The organism is Rhizobium sp. WYCCWR 11152, from assembly GCF_013087615.1.
Taxonomy (GTDB): Bacteria; Pseudomonadota; Alphaproteobacteria; order Rhizobiales; family Rhizobiaceae; genus Rhizobium; species Rhizobium indicum.
The window spans coordinates 395,252-409,454 of record NZ_JABFCP010000002.1; the positions used below are offsets into that span (position 1 = coordinate 395,252).

Annotated in this window: 15 protein-coding genes; 14 read left to right on the plus strand and 1 reads right to left on the minus strand. The window is 59.8% G+C overall.

Annotation, left to right across the window (positions count from 1 at the left end; all coding sequences use genetic code 11):
- The first annotated feature begins 10 nt into the window (after nt 1-10).
- The 6 genes from G9X67_RS02115 (at nt 11) to ugpC (ending at nt 6,436) form a co-directional block, all read left to right on the plus strand.
- Complete coding sequence (locus G9X67_RS02115; protein ID WP_128459253.1) at nt 11-1,267, plus strand: sugar ABC transporter substrate-binding protein; 1,257 nt, start codon at nt 11-13, stop codon at nt 1,265-1,267.
- On the plus strand, nt 1,264-2,181 hold the full coding sequence (locus G9X67_RS02120) for a sugar ABC transporter permease (protein ID WP_171597914.1): 918 nt from the start codon (nt 1,264-1,266) through the stop codon (nt 2,179-2,181). Before G9X67_RS02115 ends, G9X67_RS02120 begins: the two co-directional genes overlap by 4 nt.
- A gap of 23 nt (nt 2,182-2,204) precedes the next feature.
- The gene (locus G9X67_RS02125) at nt 2,205-3,038 is read left to right on the plus strand and encodes a carbohydrate ABC transporter permease (protein WP_020486869.1); all 834 of its coding nucleotides are present in this window, start codon (nt 2,205-2,207) and stop codon (nt 3,036-3,038) included.
- A gap of 11 nt (nt 3,039-3,049) precedes the next feature.
- A complete protein-coding gene (locus G9X67_RS02130) occupies nt 3,050-4,003 on the plus strand; it encodes an SIS domain-containing protein (protein ID WP_138333050.1) in 954 nt (317 codons plus the stop codon).
- Nucleotides 4,000-5,298 (plus strand): D-tagatose-bisphosphate aldolase, class II, non-catalytic subunit, encoded by a 1,299-nt coding sequence (locus G9X67_RS02135; RefSeq protein WP_171597915.1) that lies wholly within the window; start codon nt 4,000-4,002, stop codon nt 5,296-5,298. Before G9X67_RS02130 ends, G9X67_RS02135 begins: the two co-directional genes overlap by 4 nt.
- Before the next feature lie 67 nt (nt 5,299-5,365).
- Nucleotides 5,366-6,436 carry a sn-glycerol-3-phosphate ABC transporter ATP-binding protein UgpC gene (gene ugpC, locus G9X67_RS02140; RefSeq protein ID WP_138333125.1) on the plus strand — a complete coding sequence of 357 codons (1,071 nt, stop codon included), beginning with the start codon at nt 5,366-5,368 and terminating at the stop codon, nt 6,434-6,436.
- A 53-nt stretch (nt 6,437-6,489) separates the two neighbouring features.
- Here ugpC and G9X67_RS02145 read toward each other — a convergent pair whose 3' ends face one another.
- Entirely contained in the window at nt 6,490-7,170 is a 681-nt protein-coding gene (locus G9X67_RS02145; RefSeq protein ID WP_138333046.1) for a redoxin domain-containing protein, read from the minus strand.
- Between the two features lie 199 nt (nt 7,171-7,369).
- On the opposite strand from G9X67_RS02145, the gene G9X67_RS02150 reads away from it, so the two are divergent.
- From G9X67_RS02150 to G9X67_RS02185, 8 genes are all read left to right on the plus strand, one after another.
- Entirely contained in the window at nt 7,370-7,537 is a 168-nt protein-coding gene (locus G9X67_RS02150) for a hypothetical protein (protein ID WP_171597916.1), read from the plus strand.
- A gap of 24 nt (nt 7,538-7,561) precedes the next feature.
- On the plus strand, nt 7,562-8,026 hold the full coding sequence (locus G9X67_RS02155) for an NUDIX domain-containing protein (protein ID WP_171597917.1): 465 nt from the start codon (nt 7,562-7,564) through the stop codon (nt 8,024-8,026).
- On the plus strand, nt 8,023-8,481 hold the full coding sequence (locus G9X67_RS02160; protein ID WP_171597918.1) for a hypothetical protein: 459 nt from the start codon (nt 8,023-8,025) through the stop codon (nt 8,479-8,481). Before G9X67_RS02155 ends, G9X67_RS02160 begins: the two co-directional genes overlap by 4 nt.
- A 271-nt stretch (nt 8,482-8,752) precedes the next feature.
- On the plus strand, nt 8,753-9,628 hold the full coding sequence (locus tag G9X67_RS02165) for a DMT family transporter (protein WP_171597919.1): 876 nt from the start codon (nt 8,753-8,755) through the stop codon (nt 9,626-9,628).
- A 159-nt stretch (nt 9,629-9,787) separates the two neighbouring features.
- Nucleotides 9,788-10,702 carry an ABC transporter permease gene (locus tag G9X67_RS02170; RefSeq protein ID WP_171597920.1) on the plus strand — a complete coding sequence of 305 codons (915 nt, stop codon included), beginning with the start codon at nt 9,788-9,790 and terminating at the stop codon, nt 10,700-10,702.
- Nucleotides 10,703-10,705: 3 nt separating this feature from the next.
- Nucleotides 10,706-11,632, plus strand: coding sequence for an ABC transporter permease (locus G9X67_RS02175; protein WP_171597921.1), 927 nt, complete (start codon nt 10,706-10,708; stop codon nt 11,630-11,632).
- Nucleotides 11,625-13,259 carry an ABC transporter ATP-binding protein gene (locus tag G9X67_RS02180; protein ID WP_138388956.1) on the plus strand — a complete coding sequence of 545 codons (1,635 nt, stop codon included), beginning with the start codon at nt 11,625-11,627 and terminating at the stop codon, nt 13,257-13,259. The genes G9X67_RS02175 and G9X67_RS02180 overlap by 8 nt, the downstream gene beginning before the upstream one ends.
- A complete protein-coding gene (locus tag G9X67_RS02185) occupies nt 13,256-14,203 on the plus strand; it encodes a 2-hydroxyacid dehydrogenase (RefSeq protein ID WP_138333038.1) in 948 nt (315 codons plus the stop codon). The genes G9X67_RS02180 and G9X67_RS02185 overlap by 4 nt, the downstream gene beginning before the upstream one ends.

The following is a 14,203-nucleotide window of genomic DNA, read 5'->3' on the forward strand; positions in this document are numbered from 1 at the left end:
GGATGGGAACATGCATAAATTGATCTTGCCTCTACTTGCATCGGCGGCCTTGGCAATCGCCGCACCGGCTCTTGGCCAGGACGCCAAGCCGCTTGCCGGTCAGTCGATCACGGTGCTCATGCCATCGCCGCAGGGACCGAACATCGCCTCTGACTTCGAAGCCGAAACCGGCATTCACGTCGACCTGCAGACCCTGTCGTGGGACGACATCCGCCCGAAGCTGGTGACAGCCTTGGTTGCCGGTACAGCGCCAGCGGATGTGACCGAATTCGATTGGTCCTGGACCGGTCAGTTCAGCGCGGCCGGTTGGTATATGCCGCTCAACGACGTGATCGACGCCGACACGGTGAAGGATATCGGCGTTGCCAAGATCTTCACGGTTGACGGCAAGTTATTGGGAATTCCCTACACCAACGACTTCCGGGTGATGCTCGTCAACAAGAAGCATTTCGCGGATGCAGGTATCACCGAGATGCCGAAAACATTGGACGCCCTGGTCGCTGCAGCCAAGAAGATCAAGGAAAAGGGCATTGTCGAGTATCCGATCGGCCTGCCGGTCTCAGCGACGGAAGGCGCGTCAACGAGCTGGTACTTGCTGACCAAGGCCTTCGGCGGCGAACTCTTCGACAAGGACTTCAATCCGCTGTTCACCTCGCCGGATTCGGCTGGTTACAAGGCGCTTGCTTTCGAGCTGATGCTCCTCAAGGAAGGGCTGGTCGATCCGGCGTCTACCGGCCTGAAGGACAGCCAGATCAATGAGAGCATGTTCGCGCAGGGCATCACCAGCATCATGATCTCCGGTGAGCCTGGTCGTCTTGGCCAGATGAACGATCCCAAGCAGTCGAAAGTCGCCGGCCAGGTAGAGGCGATCCTGGTACCGACGGCAAGCGGTGAAACGCGCAGTTTCGGCCTTCCAGAAGCGCTGGCTATTCCAAATGTCTCTCCCAACAAGGAGGCGGCGATCGCCTTCGTCAAATGGTTTACCAGCAAGGACTTTCAGAAGAAGAATGCCGTGAACGGCTTCCTGCCGACACGCACGTCGGCGCTTTCCGAACTGAACGAGTCCGGAAAGCTGAACAGCGGCGACGCTCTCGTGGCGCAGTCGAAGACGGTTGAGCCGCTGTTCCCGCAAGGCACGCCGCCTTGGTATCCGCAATTTTCCAGCGGTGTAAACACGGCAATCAATAGCGCTGCCAAGGGACAGATGAGCGTCGACCAGGCGATGGAGGCTATTGCTTCCGCCGCCAAGCAGGCAATGGCGCAATGACAGCTTTGGCGTCCGAAGAGGCCACGAGCAAGCGTGGGGTCGGCTTCAACGCCGACACCACACTCGGCTTGCTGTTGGTGTCGCCCATCATTATCACGATGGCAGCTTTGGTCTTCTACCCGATGGGAAGAACCGTCTGGGACAGCCTGCACAGGGTCAACCCCATGCAGGCCGGCACGCCATTCATCGGCCTGGAAAACTACAGCCGAATGCTGTCGGATGGCCAACTCGCGACCACCTGGAGCAACACGCTCACATACGTTGTTCTGGCCGTCGTCGCCGAAACCGTGTTCGGCGTTCTTGCCGCTGCTCTCATCAATCAGATCAAGGTCGGGCGGCAGTGGGTGCTCGCAGCAGTGATCTTGCCCTGGGCGCTGCCCGGTGTTGTGAACTCGGTCATATGGCTTTGGATTTATCAACCTGGCGCGGGCCTGTTGAACGGTATTCTTTCGGCGCTCGGGCTCCCCTTCGAAAATCACGTCTGGTTCAACGATCGCACCAGCGCCATCGTTGCCGTAACAATCGTCCACGTCTGGCGCATGATGCCCTTGACGATCGTCATCGTCCTTGCCGCGATGCAGAGTATCCCAGCTCATCTCTATGAGGCTGCGCGGATCGATGGAGCCACGCGCATTCAGATGTTCGGATGGGTAACCCTGCCGCTGGTTCGCAGTGCGATCGCTGTCGCCATGACCAACGCAACCGTGAACGCTTTCAATCTCTTCGACGAGGCCTGGGTTCTGGCGGGTGCCAGCCTCGAGACCCGATCGGTGCTCGTCCAGATCTACCTCGAAACCTTCCAGAACCTCCGCTTCTCGTATGGCATGGCGCTATCGGTCGTGATCACTCTCGTGTCTCTGCTGATTTCGCTCGTCTACGTCCTTCGTGTCTATCGCAACACACGGTTCGACTGATGAGATCCACTATTGCCTATCGAATGATGATTTGGACCGGTGTCGTCGTCCTGTTGATCTGGTCTCTGGGGCCGATCTACTGGACCATCGCGAGTTCGGTTACGCCAAGCGAAGACTTTTCGACCCGACCGATCAACTTCTTTCCGCAGCACTTTACGCTCGATCACTACTCCCGGCTGCTCGGCATCAATATCGCCCGGATCGGGGGTGTGGAGGTGTTCAAACAGTTCCGTGCCGCATTGCTCAATAGCGTGGTGACATCGATCGCTGCCACGCTGCTTTGCGTCGCAATATCCTCTCTTGGGGCTTACGCCTTCACCAGGCTTCAGTTTCCCGGCCGCAAAGCGCTTTTTGTCGCTGTGGTCGCGACCCTGGCCATTCCCGCCTACGCTGTCTTGATCCCGCTCTATCAGATCATGATCAAGCTGCATCTCGTCGATACCTATCTGGGTGTTTCGCTGATCTATGTCTCAGCCTTCCTGCCCCTGTCGCTCTGGCTGCTGCGAAGCGTGTTCGAAGCTCTTCCGATCGCACTGGAAGAGGCGGCACAACTCGACGGAGCCGGCCGGCTCTACATCTTCTTCAATATCGTCCTGCCGCTGGCCGGACCGGGTCTGACGGCCGCGGCGATCCTCACCTTTCTTGGTGCCTGGGGACAGTATCTCGTGCCGCTCATTTTTTCGCCGCAGGCAACGAAGCCGCTAACGGTTCTGATCCCGGAATTCGTAACGAAGAACTTCATCGACTACGGGCTCATCACAGCGAGCGGCTCGATCGCCATCGTCATCCCCGCCCTCGTCGTCATTTTCCTCAACCGTTACCTCGTCAGCGGCCTGTTGGCTGGTTCAGTCAAATAATCGGAGACTTCATGAACACGACCGAAAAAGTCATTTTCGAGCAATTTCCCTACTGGGAGAAGGCGATCGGCTCGAATTCAGCTGCCGATAGGGCGGAGCTGCTCGTCTTCGTCGGCTGCGGCACGTCCTTCAATCTGGCGCTTGCGCTAGCAGCCTATGCCAATATGGCCGGACGCAAGGCAATCGCGGTGCCCGGTGCCGAATGGCAAAACCGCCCCTCGGCCTTCTGGCCGGAGTGGCGCAACACGCACGTCGTCGCACTTTCCCGGAGCGGTGAGACGACAGAGACAGTCGCCGCAGCAAAGGCAAGCCGCGCCGCCGGCGCCTTCGTGACGGCGATAACCGTCGAACCGGAAAGCTCTCTGGCGAAAAATTGCGATCGGATGGTCGCGGCCGAAACCCATCCGGACGAAGGGATCGTCATGACGGTATCCGCGAGTCTCATGGTCCTTCTCGGTTTGCAGATGATCGGGCAGAAGGTTCCCGCCTCTGTCGTGAATTCCGCCCGCCAGCTGGCGAGCGCTCTCGATGCCGCACTTCCTGGAATTATCGCCGACCGGTCGCACTTCGTCTTTCTCGGTGGAGGCCCCCTCTTCGGTGTCGCCCTGGAGGGAGCGCTCAAGCTCATGGAAATGAGCCAGATCATGACCCAGGCTTTCCATCCGCTGGAATACCGGCATGGGCCGATCAGCCTCGTTGACGGGAAGACCGTTGCGGTCATGCTGTACAGCTCCGACCAAAGGGAGGCGGAGACGAAACTGGTGGGAGAACTGAGAGAAAAAGGCGCGGTCGTCATCGGTGTGGGTGGTCCAGGCGATCTGGAACTGGCCGTCGATGTCGATCTGTCGCTTGCGGGTCTCGTTGTCCTTCCGGCGCTGCAGGTCCTCGGCGAACGCGCCGCGCAGGCTCGGCAAATCGACACGGTCTCTCCCCGTCACCTGACGAAGGTTGTAACGCTCGCATGACGTCGATCGAAGAGAACCGGCAGATCGCGCTGCGAAAGCTTTTCGGTGCCCGAAGCCTGCCTTTTCCCCATGGCGTCACTTCGGTCTGCTCGGCGCATCCGCTGGTCATCGAGGCAGCGCTTCGGCGTGCCGGCATGGAGCACCGGGCGGTCCTCATCGAAGCCACCTGCAATCAGGTCAATCAGGAGGGCGGCTATACCGCGATGACGCCGGCGGACTTTCGCAGGTTCATCGAGGACATCGCCGCAGCGACTGACTTTCCAGCCGAACGCATCATCCTGGGAGGCGATCACCTCGGTCCCAACCCATGGAGAAAATTGGCGGCCGAAGAGGCGATGCTGCGCGCCGCGGCTATGGTGACGGCCTATGTCGAGGCTGGGTTTGAAAAGATTCACCTGGACACGTCGATGGGCTGTGCCGGTGAACCAACGGCGCTCGATGACGAATTGACCGCGGCGCGGGCTGCTCGATTGGCAAAGGTCGCCGAGGAGGCCGCTCTTCGTTCAGGCCGCCGTCCGCCGGTCTATATCATCGGAACCGAGGTGCCGCCTCCAGGTGGTGCAACGCACGCACTCGATGAAATCGAAATTACCCGGGCCGATGCGGCGATGACAACGCTGGCGGTTCACCGGGCGTCTTTTGCCGAAGCAGGTTTGGCGTCGGCAATGGAGCGGGTCATTGGGATCGTGGTTCAGCCGGGCGTGGAATTTGGCAACACGGACGTGGCGCTCTACAAGCCTGAACGGGCCAAGAGCCTCATTCGTTCGCTGAACGACATGCCCGGCTTGGTTTTCGAAGCACATTCCACCGACTACCAACCGGCCGAAGCCTTGTCTGCTCTCGTTGACGGCGGCTTTGCAATCCTCAAGGTCGGGCCGGGGCTGACTTTCGCGCTGCGCGAAGCGCTGTACGGTCTCGATGCGATCGCTGATGTGCTTGCCGGGAGGACCCAACGAGCCGGACTGGTGACCGCCATGGAAAAAATCATGGTCGAGCAGCCGGCAAGCTGGACGGGCCACTATGGCGGCAGTCCCGATGAGGAGCGACTGCAACGGCATTTCAGCTATAGTGATCGAATTCGCTATTACTGGCCGGATCCTCGAGCATCCGCCGCGGTCGGCGAATTGTTCAGCCGGCTCCCCGATGAAATCCCCGAAACTCTGATCAGCCAATATCTCGGCCGACTATATTCCGACGTGGTGTCACAGCGGGTCGCTCCGAAGGCCCGCGAACTCTGCCTTGCTGCGATCGACGCGGCATTGGCGCCTTATTCAGCCGCCACGGCAATCCGATAAGCAATCGACAGCCGTGTCAGACGAGCGGCTGCGTCCCGAAGATATCAACATTCAGCCGGAGAAAGTTATGGCGTCAGTAAGTGTGGCGAATGCCCGCAAGAGCTACGGTCACTTCGAAGTTCTGCATGGGGTGGATATTGATATCCAAGATGGCGAATTCGTGATCCTGGTCGGTCCGTCCGGGTGCGGGAAGTCGACATTGTTGCGAATGATCGCCGGCCTCGAAGAGATTTCAGCTGGCCGGATATCGATCGGCAGCAAGGTCGTGAACAATGTCGCGCCAAAAGAACGCGATATTGCGATGGTTTTCCAGTCCTATGCGCTCTACCCCCATCTGACAGTCGAGGCGAATATGGGTTTTTCGCTCAAGCTGGCGAAAGCACCCAAGGAACAGACCAGGCAACGTGTTCGAGAGGCCGCTGAAATTCTGGGGCTCGAGCATCTGCTCGATAGATATCCGAAAAATCTGTCGGGTGGCCAACGCCAACGTGTGGCGATGGGCCGTGCCATCGTCAGAAATCCGCAGGTCTTCCTGTTTGACGAACCATTGTCGAACCTAGACGCAAAGCTGCGTGTCCAGATGCGTTCGGAAATCAAGCAACTGCATCAGCGACTGAAGACAACGACCATTTACGTCACCCACGACCAGATCGAGGCCATGACGATGGCCGATCGGATTGTTGTGATGCGGGACGGCTTCGTCGAGCAGATAGGCTCGCCGCTCGATCTCTACGACCGGCCGGCAAACCTTTTCGTGGCGGGCTTCATCGGTTCGCCGGCGATGAACCTTATTCGAGGCCAGGTCAGCACTTCGGGGCCGCTGGAGTTGATCGCGGACGGCGGAGGCAGGTTGCCGCTGCCGGAAGCAGCGTCACTGGAACGCGGCGCGCAGCTTATCTACGGCATTCGCCCTGAACATCTCGCAATCGGACAAGGCCCTGTTGCCGCTGAGGTCGTTCTCGTCGAGCCTACCGGTGCTGAGATCCAGATAACCACGAAGTTTGGCGCCGATCACCTCGTTGCAACGGTAAGAGAGCGCCTTGATCTCCGCGCCGGCGACCAGATCGTCATTACCCCGGATCTCAGTAAACTGCATCTGTTCGACGCAAAAACCGAAAAACGGTTAAGGTCCGTGTAACGTGCCAATTTTTCCGGACAGTTCGCCAACGCTGGCAGATGGTTCGCTGCAGGTCAGCGTCCAAGGCTGCCAGCGGCGGCGATGATCTCCGCCGCGGTCGGGAAGATGGAGAGGCTGTTCGGTCCGTCGAGCGCCTCGATTTGTGCCCAGCCGATGGTGCCGTTCGCATTGACCAGGAAGTGCCCGACGAGCTGGGTAGCGTGGTTCGCGAAGATCGCATTATCGACTTCGTCAAGCTCGAAGCCGTCCTTGGCGTTGAGTACGGTGTTGGCTTCCATCGGGTGCAGCGGTTCCGGCAGCTCGCCCGTGGGGTTGATGCGTGCCGCCTGGAATTGCGCCATCGTTGCGCCATAGGGCCATTCGGGCTGCTCGCAGCTTCCTTCGGGCAGGAACTCGCCATGCGGCACACCGTAGGCCCGGTGCGTGCGGCAATCCGGGTCACACAGAAGCGTTATCGGCGTCGGCCGGTGGCGGAAATACAGGCGGGCACGTTCCACCGGCGTGTTGATCACGGCAACAGTCTCCACCCCGGCGGAGCGCAGGGTCGGCTGTACGCCGGCAAGCTGCTCTAGCTGGCGCCGGCAGAACGGGCAGTGCAGCCCGCGAAAGAACCCGATCACGAACGGGCGACCGCTCAAGTCGGCGAAAGAGACCGTTCCGTCGAAGTTGGCCGTGGCCAGTGCGAAGGCCGGGGCGGTTTCTCCTGGTTGCAGCGGGCGCTTCTGGTCTCCCATGGAACAATTCCTTTGTCGTATCGTCTAGGTAGACGACCGAAATTTAACTATACCACTTGTCGCAAGAAGGCCCAGCGTTCGATGTTGAGATCGCCAAATGTGGTTCGGAATGCCATTTGCCGCTCCGACCGGCGTCGAGAGCTTGCCGGTATCGATCGCCGCTCCTATCTTATTTAGAATAGACTGATGGAGCAACGAGATGGCGGAACTTGTGGCCGACACTCTAATCGACACGACGATCGAGATCATTCCACCGGAAGACACGAAGGAACAACCCGATAGTCGTGCTTGCCTTTGCTGTAAGCGCCGGCGTCAGTGGATGGACGATGACGGCTGCGGCATCTGTGAGGAATGCCTGGCCTCGTGATCGACACAACAAGGGCACAAGGCGATGGCAATCCGTAGCGCCGGACTTCTGCTATACCGGCGTGTTTCCAGGGACATCGAAGTGCTTCTCGTCCATCCGGGCGGCCCTTTCTGGGCCAGGAAAGACGAGGCTGCGTGGTCGATCCCGAAGGGGTTGATCGAACCTGGAGAAGATGAGCTCGCGGCGGCAATAAGGGAAACTGCCGAAGAGCTGGGTGTAGCAGTCGATGGCAGGTTCACGCCGTTGGGCGAATACCGACAACCTGGCGGAAAGATGGTTGTTGCGTGGTCGATCGAAGCCGATCCGGTACTGGACGTGAATTCGATACAGAGTTCCGAATTTGAAATGGAATGGCCACCACGGTCGGGCCAGGTAAAGAGCTTTCAGGAGGTCGATCGCGCGGGGTGGTTTTCCCCGCCCAACGCAGCCATAAAGCTGTTGAAAGGGCAGCGACCGATGATTGCCGACCTCCTGACGCATCTGGAATGATCGGCCCGAAATTATTGATTGAGCCGTCCGATCTCGCTTCACTCATGCGTCAGGCGCGCGGCAGCCATGAGTTGCTTCTGAAAACAGCCAGCCTATCTGACAGTCACCGCCACGTCACTGAAATCGAGAAAACGGAGCTGCGATCCGCCTTGAGCACACGCGAGGAGACAATTATGAACGGCATTTCCAAAACCCTGAACGACATGACGCTCGTCGAACGCTCGAGCCTGCTCGACACCGTCGCCGACGCCTTGGAAGCAACGGCCGAGGAGGCTGAAGGTGAGGGCGACGCCCGCTTCGTCGCCAACTCCATCTGCGTCGCCAATACGATTCGCGGTCTATCCGGAGACCTGACGCCACGCGATCTGCAGGCGGCCGAGTTGCTCCTTGAGCAGGGGATCATGCTCGTCCACCAGTTCTCGAACCGGGCGAAAACGAACGGAGTGATCCACTAGCGGGGGCGAGGGCGGCCCTGTACGCAATGCGCTCTGTCCGTGTGGACGGCGGCTGATGGATTGAGATAAAGCCGTTAATCCGCGCCGGAGATAACGGATGCTGCCGGCCCCTGGTGAGAACGAGTGGTCTCAGCCGCGGCAAACCGTGGGAGCGGGAGATAAGCAGACACGCCAGGAAGGCTTTATTTCCAATGGATTGCCGGTTCAACGCGCAGCTGTATCGAATGGTCGATATAGCAGGGTTCACCCTTGTTCGATCAGGAGAAGTGTGATGCAGCCTGGTCGCACAGGCCTTGCCGTCTGCTTAATGGTGGCCGCCGCTTTTTTAAATAGTCTCGACGCAGTCATTGTGCGTTTGCTGGCCGGTGACGTGCATCCATTGATGATCGGCTTTTTCCGGTCGTTTTTCGGACTTCTTGTCGTCACGCCCTGGATCGTGTCACGGGTCGACCTGAAAGCCTCTCCCTATCGTGTCCTGCATGTCGTGCGTGCGGGTCTGAAGCTTGCCTCACTGGTTGCTTTGTTCGTCGCCTTTGCGCACGCGCCACTCGCCGATGCGACGGCGATCAATTTCACCATGCCCATGTTTCTCGTTCTCGGTGCGTGGCTGGTGCTCAAGGAACATGTCGGCATCTCCAGCTTGGCCGGCATTGTCGCAGGTTTTATCGGCGTCATGATCATCATTCGCCCTGGAGCGTCCGGTTTCGACCAATGGCTGCTTTTTGCGCTGGCAGGAGCGGTCTTGACGGCAGCCAGCCAATTGATGCTGCGGCGCATGGCATTGAGGGATAGCGCCGACCGGCTGGTTGCATGGAATCTGATAGCGACGGTGCCGCTTGGCCTGATCGTCATGCTGCCGGTCTGGTCAATGCCAAGCTGGAGCCAACTCGGACTGCTTGCCATGCAAGGGGCACTCGGCGCACTCAACATGACGCTGATCACACGCGCCTTCGGTATGGCGGCCGCAAGCGTTCTGGCACCGCTCGACTTTCTCCGACTGCCCGTCGTGGCCCTCATGGCCTTCTCATTTTTCGCGGAAGTTCCGGCCGCACAGACTTGGATCGGCGCGGCGGTGATCATCGGCGCGGCCATTATTGGAACCCGCGGCGTGACATGGCGACGCAAGCCGCCGGTTGATAAGCCCTGATCATTTTTGGGGTTCACAAAAATTTTAGATGCACTAATATTTCAGTTGTAGCGACTGGTCGTCGAGCCGTGCCTATTGCCGGAGGGGTATGACAGGCAGCGTAGACGAAGACGAAACCGGACATCACGGCCCCTATGGGGTTCACTCGGGAGGAGTGGCATGAAGAGTTTCATCGGCAAGCGCGCGATCGCCAGTGGCGTATCACTCGTGGTGCTTATCGTCATCGTGTTCTTCCTTTCCCGGCTGACGGGCGATCCGACCGACCTCTATCTGCCGATCGATGCGACCACGGAAATGCGCCAGCAATTCCGTGAGATGAACGGTTTCAACGATCCGTTGATCATCCAGTTCGGCCGTTATGTCTCGGATCTTGCCCAAGGCAATTTCGGTCAGTCACTGCGACAGGCCCGTCCGGCCATGAATGTCGTGCTGGAGGCCTTCGTCTGGACCTTCTGGCTGGCTGCCATCACCATGGCGCTGGTCACGGTCGCCGCGATCGTCATCGGTTCTCTGGCGGCCTTTCGTGTCGGCGGCGTCTTCGACCGTCTTGCCACTTTCTTCTCGCTGATCGGCGCTGCGGCGCCGGATTTCTGGCTGGCCATCGTGGCGATCGTCATTTTCGCCGTCAAACTGCATGTCCTGCCGACATCGGGAACGGGAACTTTCTGGCACTGGGTCCTGCCGGTCAGCGTGCTGTTCATCCGGCCTTTCGGCCTGATCCTGCAGGTGGTCCGCGGCTCGATGATCAGTGTTCTGTCTTCCGCCTATGTGAAGACGGCCCGCGCCAAGGGGGTCCACTCGAACTCGATCATCTTCATTCATGGACTGCGCAACGCCATGCTGCCGGTGATCACAGTCATCGGCGACCAGGCGGCAGCCATCTTGAACGGCGCCGTTGTCGTCGAGACGGTGTTTGGTTTTCCGGGCATCGGCAAGCTGATGATCGATTCCATTTTGCTTCGCGATTTCGCCGTCGTGCTGGCCGTCATCATGGTCTCGGCACTCGCGATCTTCATCATGAACCTGTTGATCGACATCGCCTATGCGCTGCTCGATCCGCGCATCCGGTATTGAGCGATGACGATGGCCGACACACAAATCCTCGCCGAGAAAAAACCAAACAGCCCGATCGGGCGCTGGCTGACGATGCTGTGGGCGGACAAGCTCGCTTTTTTCGCGGCTCTGTTCCTTTTGATCGTTCTGCTCTGCGCGCTGTTTGGCCCGTTCCTGCTGGAGGCCATCGCCACCAAGCAGAACCTGCGGGGCCGGAACGCGCCGCCGTTCGATATCACCCGCGGATTGCTCTATGTCCTCGGCGCCGATGCGCTGGGCAGGCCGCTTCTTGCCCGCGTCATCGTGGCGGCGCAAAATACCATCCTGGTTGCCGCGGCAGCCGTGCTCGCATCATCCGTCGTCGGTACGGCGCTCGGTCTGGTGGCGGGTTACAGCCGCTCCTCCGCGGCTCAATGGATCATGCGCCTCGGCGACGTCATCATGTCCTTTCCGTCGCTGCTTCTGGCGGTGATCGTGCTCTACATGCTCGAGCCCTCGGTCACCAATATCGTCCTCGTCCTGGCGATCACCCGCATTCCCATCTATCTGCGCACCACGCGCGCCGAAGTGCTGGAAGTGCGCGAGCGGATGTTCGTGCAGGCGGCGAAGGTCATGGGAGCATCGTACTGGCGCATTATCTTCCATCACATCCTGCCGGTGATCTTCCCCACGCTGGTGACCATCGCGACGCTGGATTTCGCCTTCGTCATGCTGGCGGAATCCTCCCTGTCATTCCTTGGGATCGGCATTCAGGCGCCTGAGATCACCTGGGGTCTTATGGTTGCTCAAGGACGACCCTATCTCACCAATGCCTGGTGGCTTTCCTTCTGGCCGGGCCTTGCAATCATTCTGACGACGCTGTCGCTGAACCTTCTGTCGAATTGGCTGCGTATCGCACTCGATCCGACGCAACGCTGGCGCCTTGAAATGAGGGGCAGGAAAAATGGCTGAACATCTTTTGGAAGTGCGTGACCTCTCGGTCGAGTTCCACACCGCCAGCGGGACCGTCAAGGCGGTGCAGGATGTCAGCTGGCATCTCGATCGCGGCGAGACGCTGGCGATCCTTGGGGAAAGCGGTTCGGGCAAGTCCGTGTCGGCCTCGGCGATCATGAACCTGATCGACATGCCACCTGGCAAGATCACCAGCGGCACCATTCTCCTCAACGGCCGCGACATGCTGAAAATGACGCCCGAGGAGCGGCGCTCGATCAACGGCGCCAAGATCGCCATGATCTTTCAGGACCCTCTCGCCCACCTCAATCCGGTCTATCCGGTCGGCTGGCAAATCACCGAGATGATGACGACGCATGGTCAGTCGGCGGAACGCGCTGGCGCGAGGGCGCTCGAATTGATCGGGCGCGTCGGCATAAGCGATCCGCAGGCGGCGATGCGAAAATATCCGTTCCAGTTCTCCGGCGGCCAGCGGCAGCGCCTGATGATCGCCATGGCAATTGCCTGCAAGCCCGATATCCTGATCGCGGATGAACCCACCACCGCGCTTGATGTTACCGTGCAGGCGCAGGTGCTCGAACTTCTGCAGGAGTTGCAGCAGGAAACCGGCATGGGCCTGTTGCTGATCACCCACGATTTGGGCGTCGTTGCCGAGATCGCCGACCGGGTCGTGGTGATGAATTCCGGCTGTGTCGTCGAAACCGGCAATGCGGCCGAAGTCTATCGCAACCCGCAGAACGCCTATACGAAGAAGCTGATTGCTGCCGCACCGGGGAAGGGTGCGATGGCCCAGGAGCGTGACCGGCAGGGCGAACCGCTGCTGCGCGCCATTGGCTTGAAAAAGAGTTTTGGCGCATTCCAGGCGCTGAAGGGCGTGGATTTCGTCATCATGCCCGGCGAAACGGTTGCCGTTGTCGGCGAGAGCGGTTCCGGCAAGTCAACCCTTGCCCGGGCGATCGTTCGGCTCGATGATCCGCAGGAGGGCCAGGTTCTCTACCGCGGCAACGATCTGCTTGCGATGACCCCGAGAGAAATATTCGGGCTGCGTCGCGATTTGCAGATGGTCTTTCAGGACCCCACCCAGTCACTGAACCCGCGGATGAGCGTGTTCCGGTTGATTTCGGAGGCCTGGGTCATTCACCCGGATATCCTGCCGAAAGCGAGGTGGAAGGAGAGAGTGGCCGAGTTGCTGGTCAAGGTTGGCCTGAAACCGGATATGGCCGATCGGTATCCACATCAGTTTTCCGGCGGCCAGCGCCAGCGCATCGCGATTGCCCGGGCGCTGGCTATGGAGCCGAAACTGATCATCTGCGACGAGGCGGTTTCCGCGCTCGACGTGTCGATCCAGGCACAGGTGATTGCCCTGCTTGAGGGCCTGCGCCGCGAATTCGGCCTGTCTTACCTCTTCATCGCACACGACCTGCCGGTGGTTCGCGATTTCGCCGATCGCGTCATTGTCATGAAGGCCGGCGAGATTGTCGAGGAGGGGCCGGTGGAACAGATCTTCAACGCGCCCTCCCACCCCTACACGCAGGCGCTTCTTGCCGCGAGCCTCGATCCCGATCCGGAAATCCAGGCCACCCGACGCGCCGCCCGCCAACTACAGGAAGGACTCGTTTCCGCATGAAGCCCGATGTCATCGTCGCCTATCCGCTCCGGCCCCATCAGATGGCAATGCTGGAGGAGACCTATACGCTGCACCGGCTCGATCTTGTCAAAGGCGAAGAGCGGGATGCTCTCTTGCAGCAAGCCGGCCCGATCTCTTCCGCACTGGTCTGCAACGGCCATGTGACGATCGACGAAGCCCTGCTTTCGAAATTGCCGGCATTAAAGCTCGCCGCCTGTTCCTCGGCTGGCTACGACCAGATGGATGTCGAGGCGATGACACGGCGCGGCATCAAGCTCACCAACACATCGGAGGTGCTTTGCGACGACGTTGCCGACATGGCACTGCTTCTGATGCTGGCGGCACGACGGCGCCTGCCGGAAGGCGATCGCTATGTGCGCTCCGGCGACTGGGGGCAGAAGGGCATGATGCCGCTGACGACGTCGACGTCGGGCAAGAAGGCCGGGATCGTCGGCCTCGGCCGCATAGGGATGGCGATTGCCAAGCGATGCGAAGCTGTCGGGCTGACGGTCGGCTATTATGGAAGGACGAAGAAAGCCGGCAACGATTTTACCTATTTCGACACACCGGTCAAACTGGCGGACTGGGCCGATATCCTGATCGTCGCAACCCCTGGCGGGCCCTCGACCGAAGGGTTGATTTCGGCAGACGTGCTGAATGCGCTCGGACCGACGGGCAGCTTCATCAACATTGCCCGCGGCACCGTGGTCGACGAGCCGGCCTTGATTAAGGCCTTGCAGGAAAGGCGGATCGCCTCGGCCGGCATCGATGTCTACCTCAACGAACCCAATCCCGATCCGCGCTTCGCAGCGCTCGACAACGTCGTGCTCTATCCCCATCATGCCAGCGGTACCGAGGAAACGCGCGACAGGATGGCGCAATTGACGGTCGACAACCTTGCCGCCTTCTTCGCAGGCAGGCCGCTGCTGACGCCGGTCAATTGA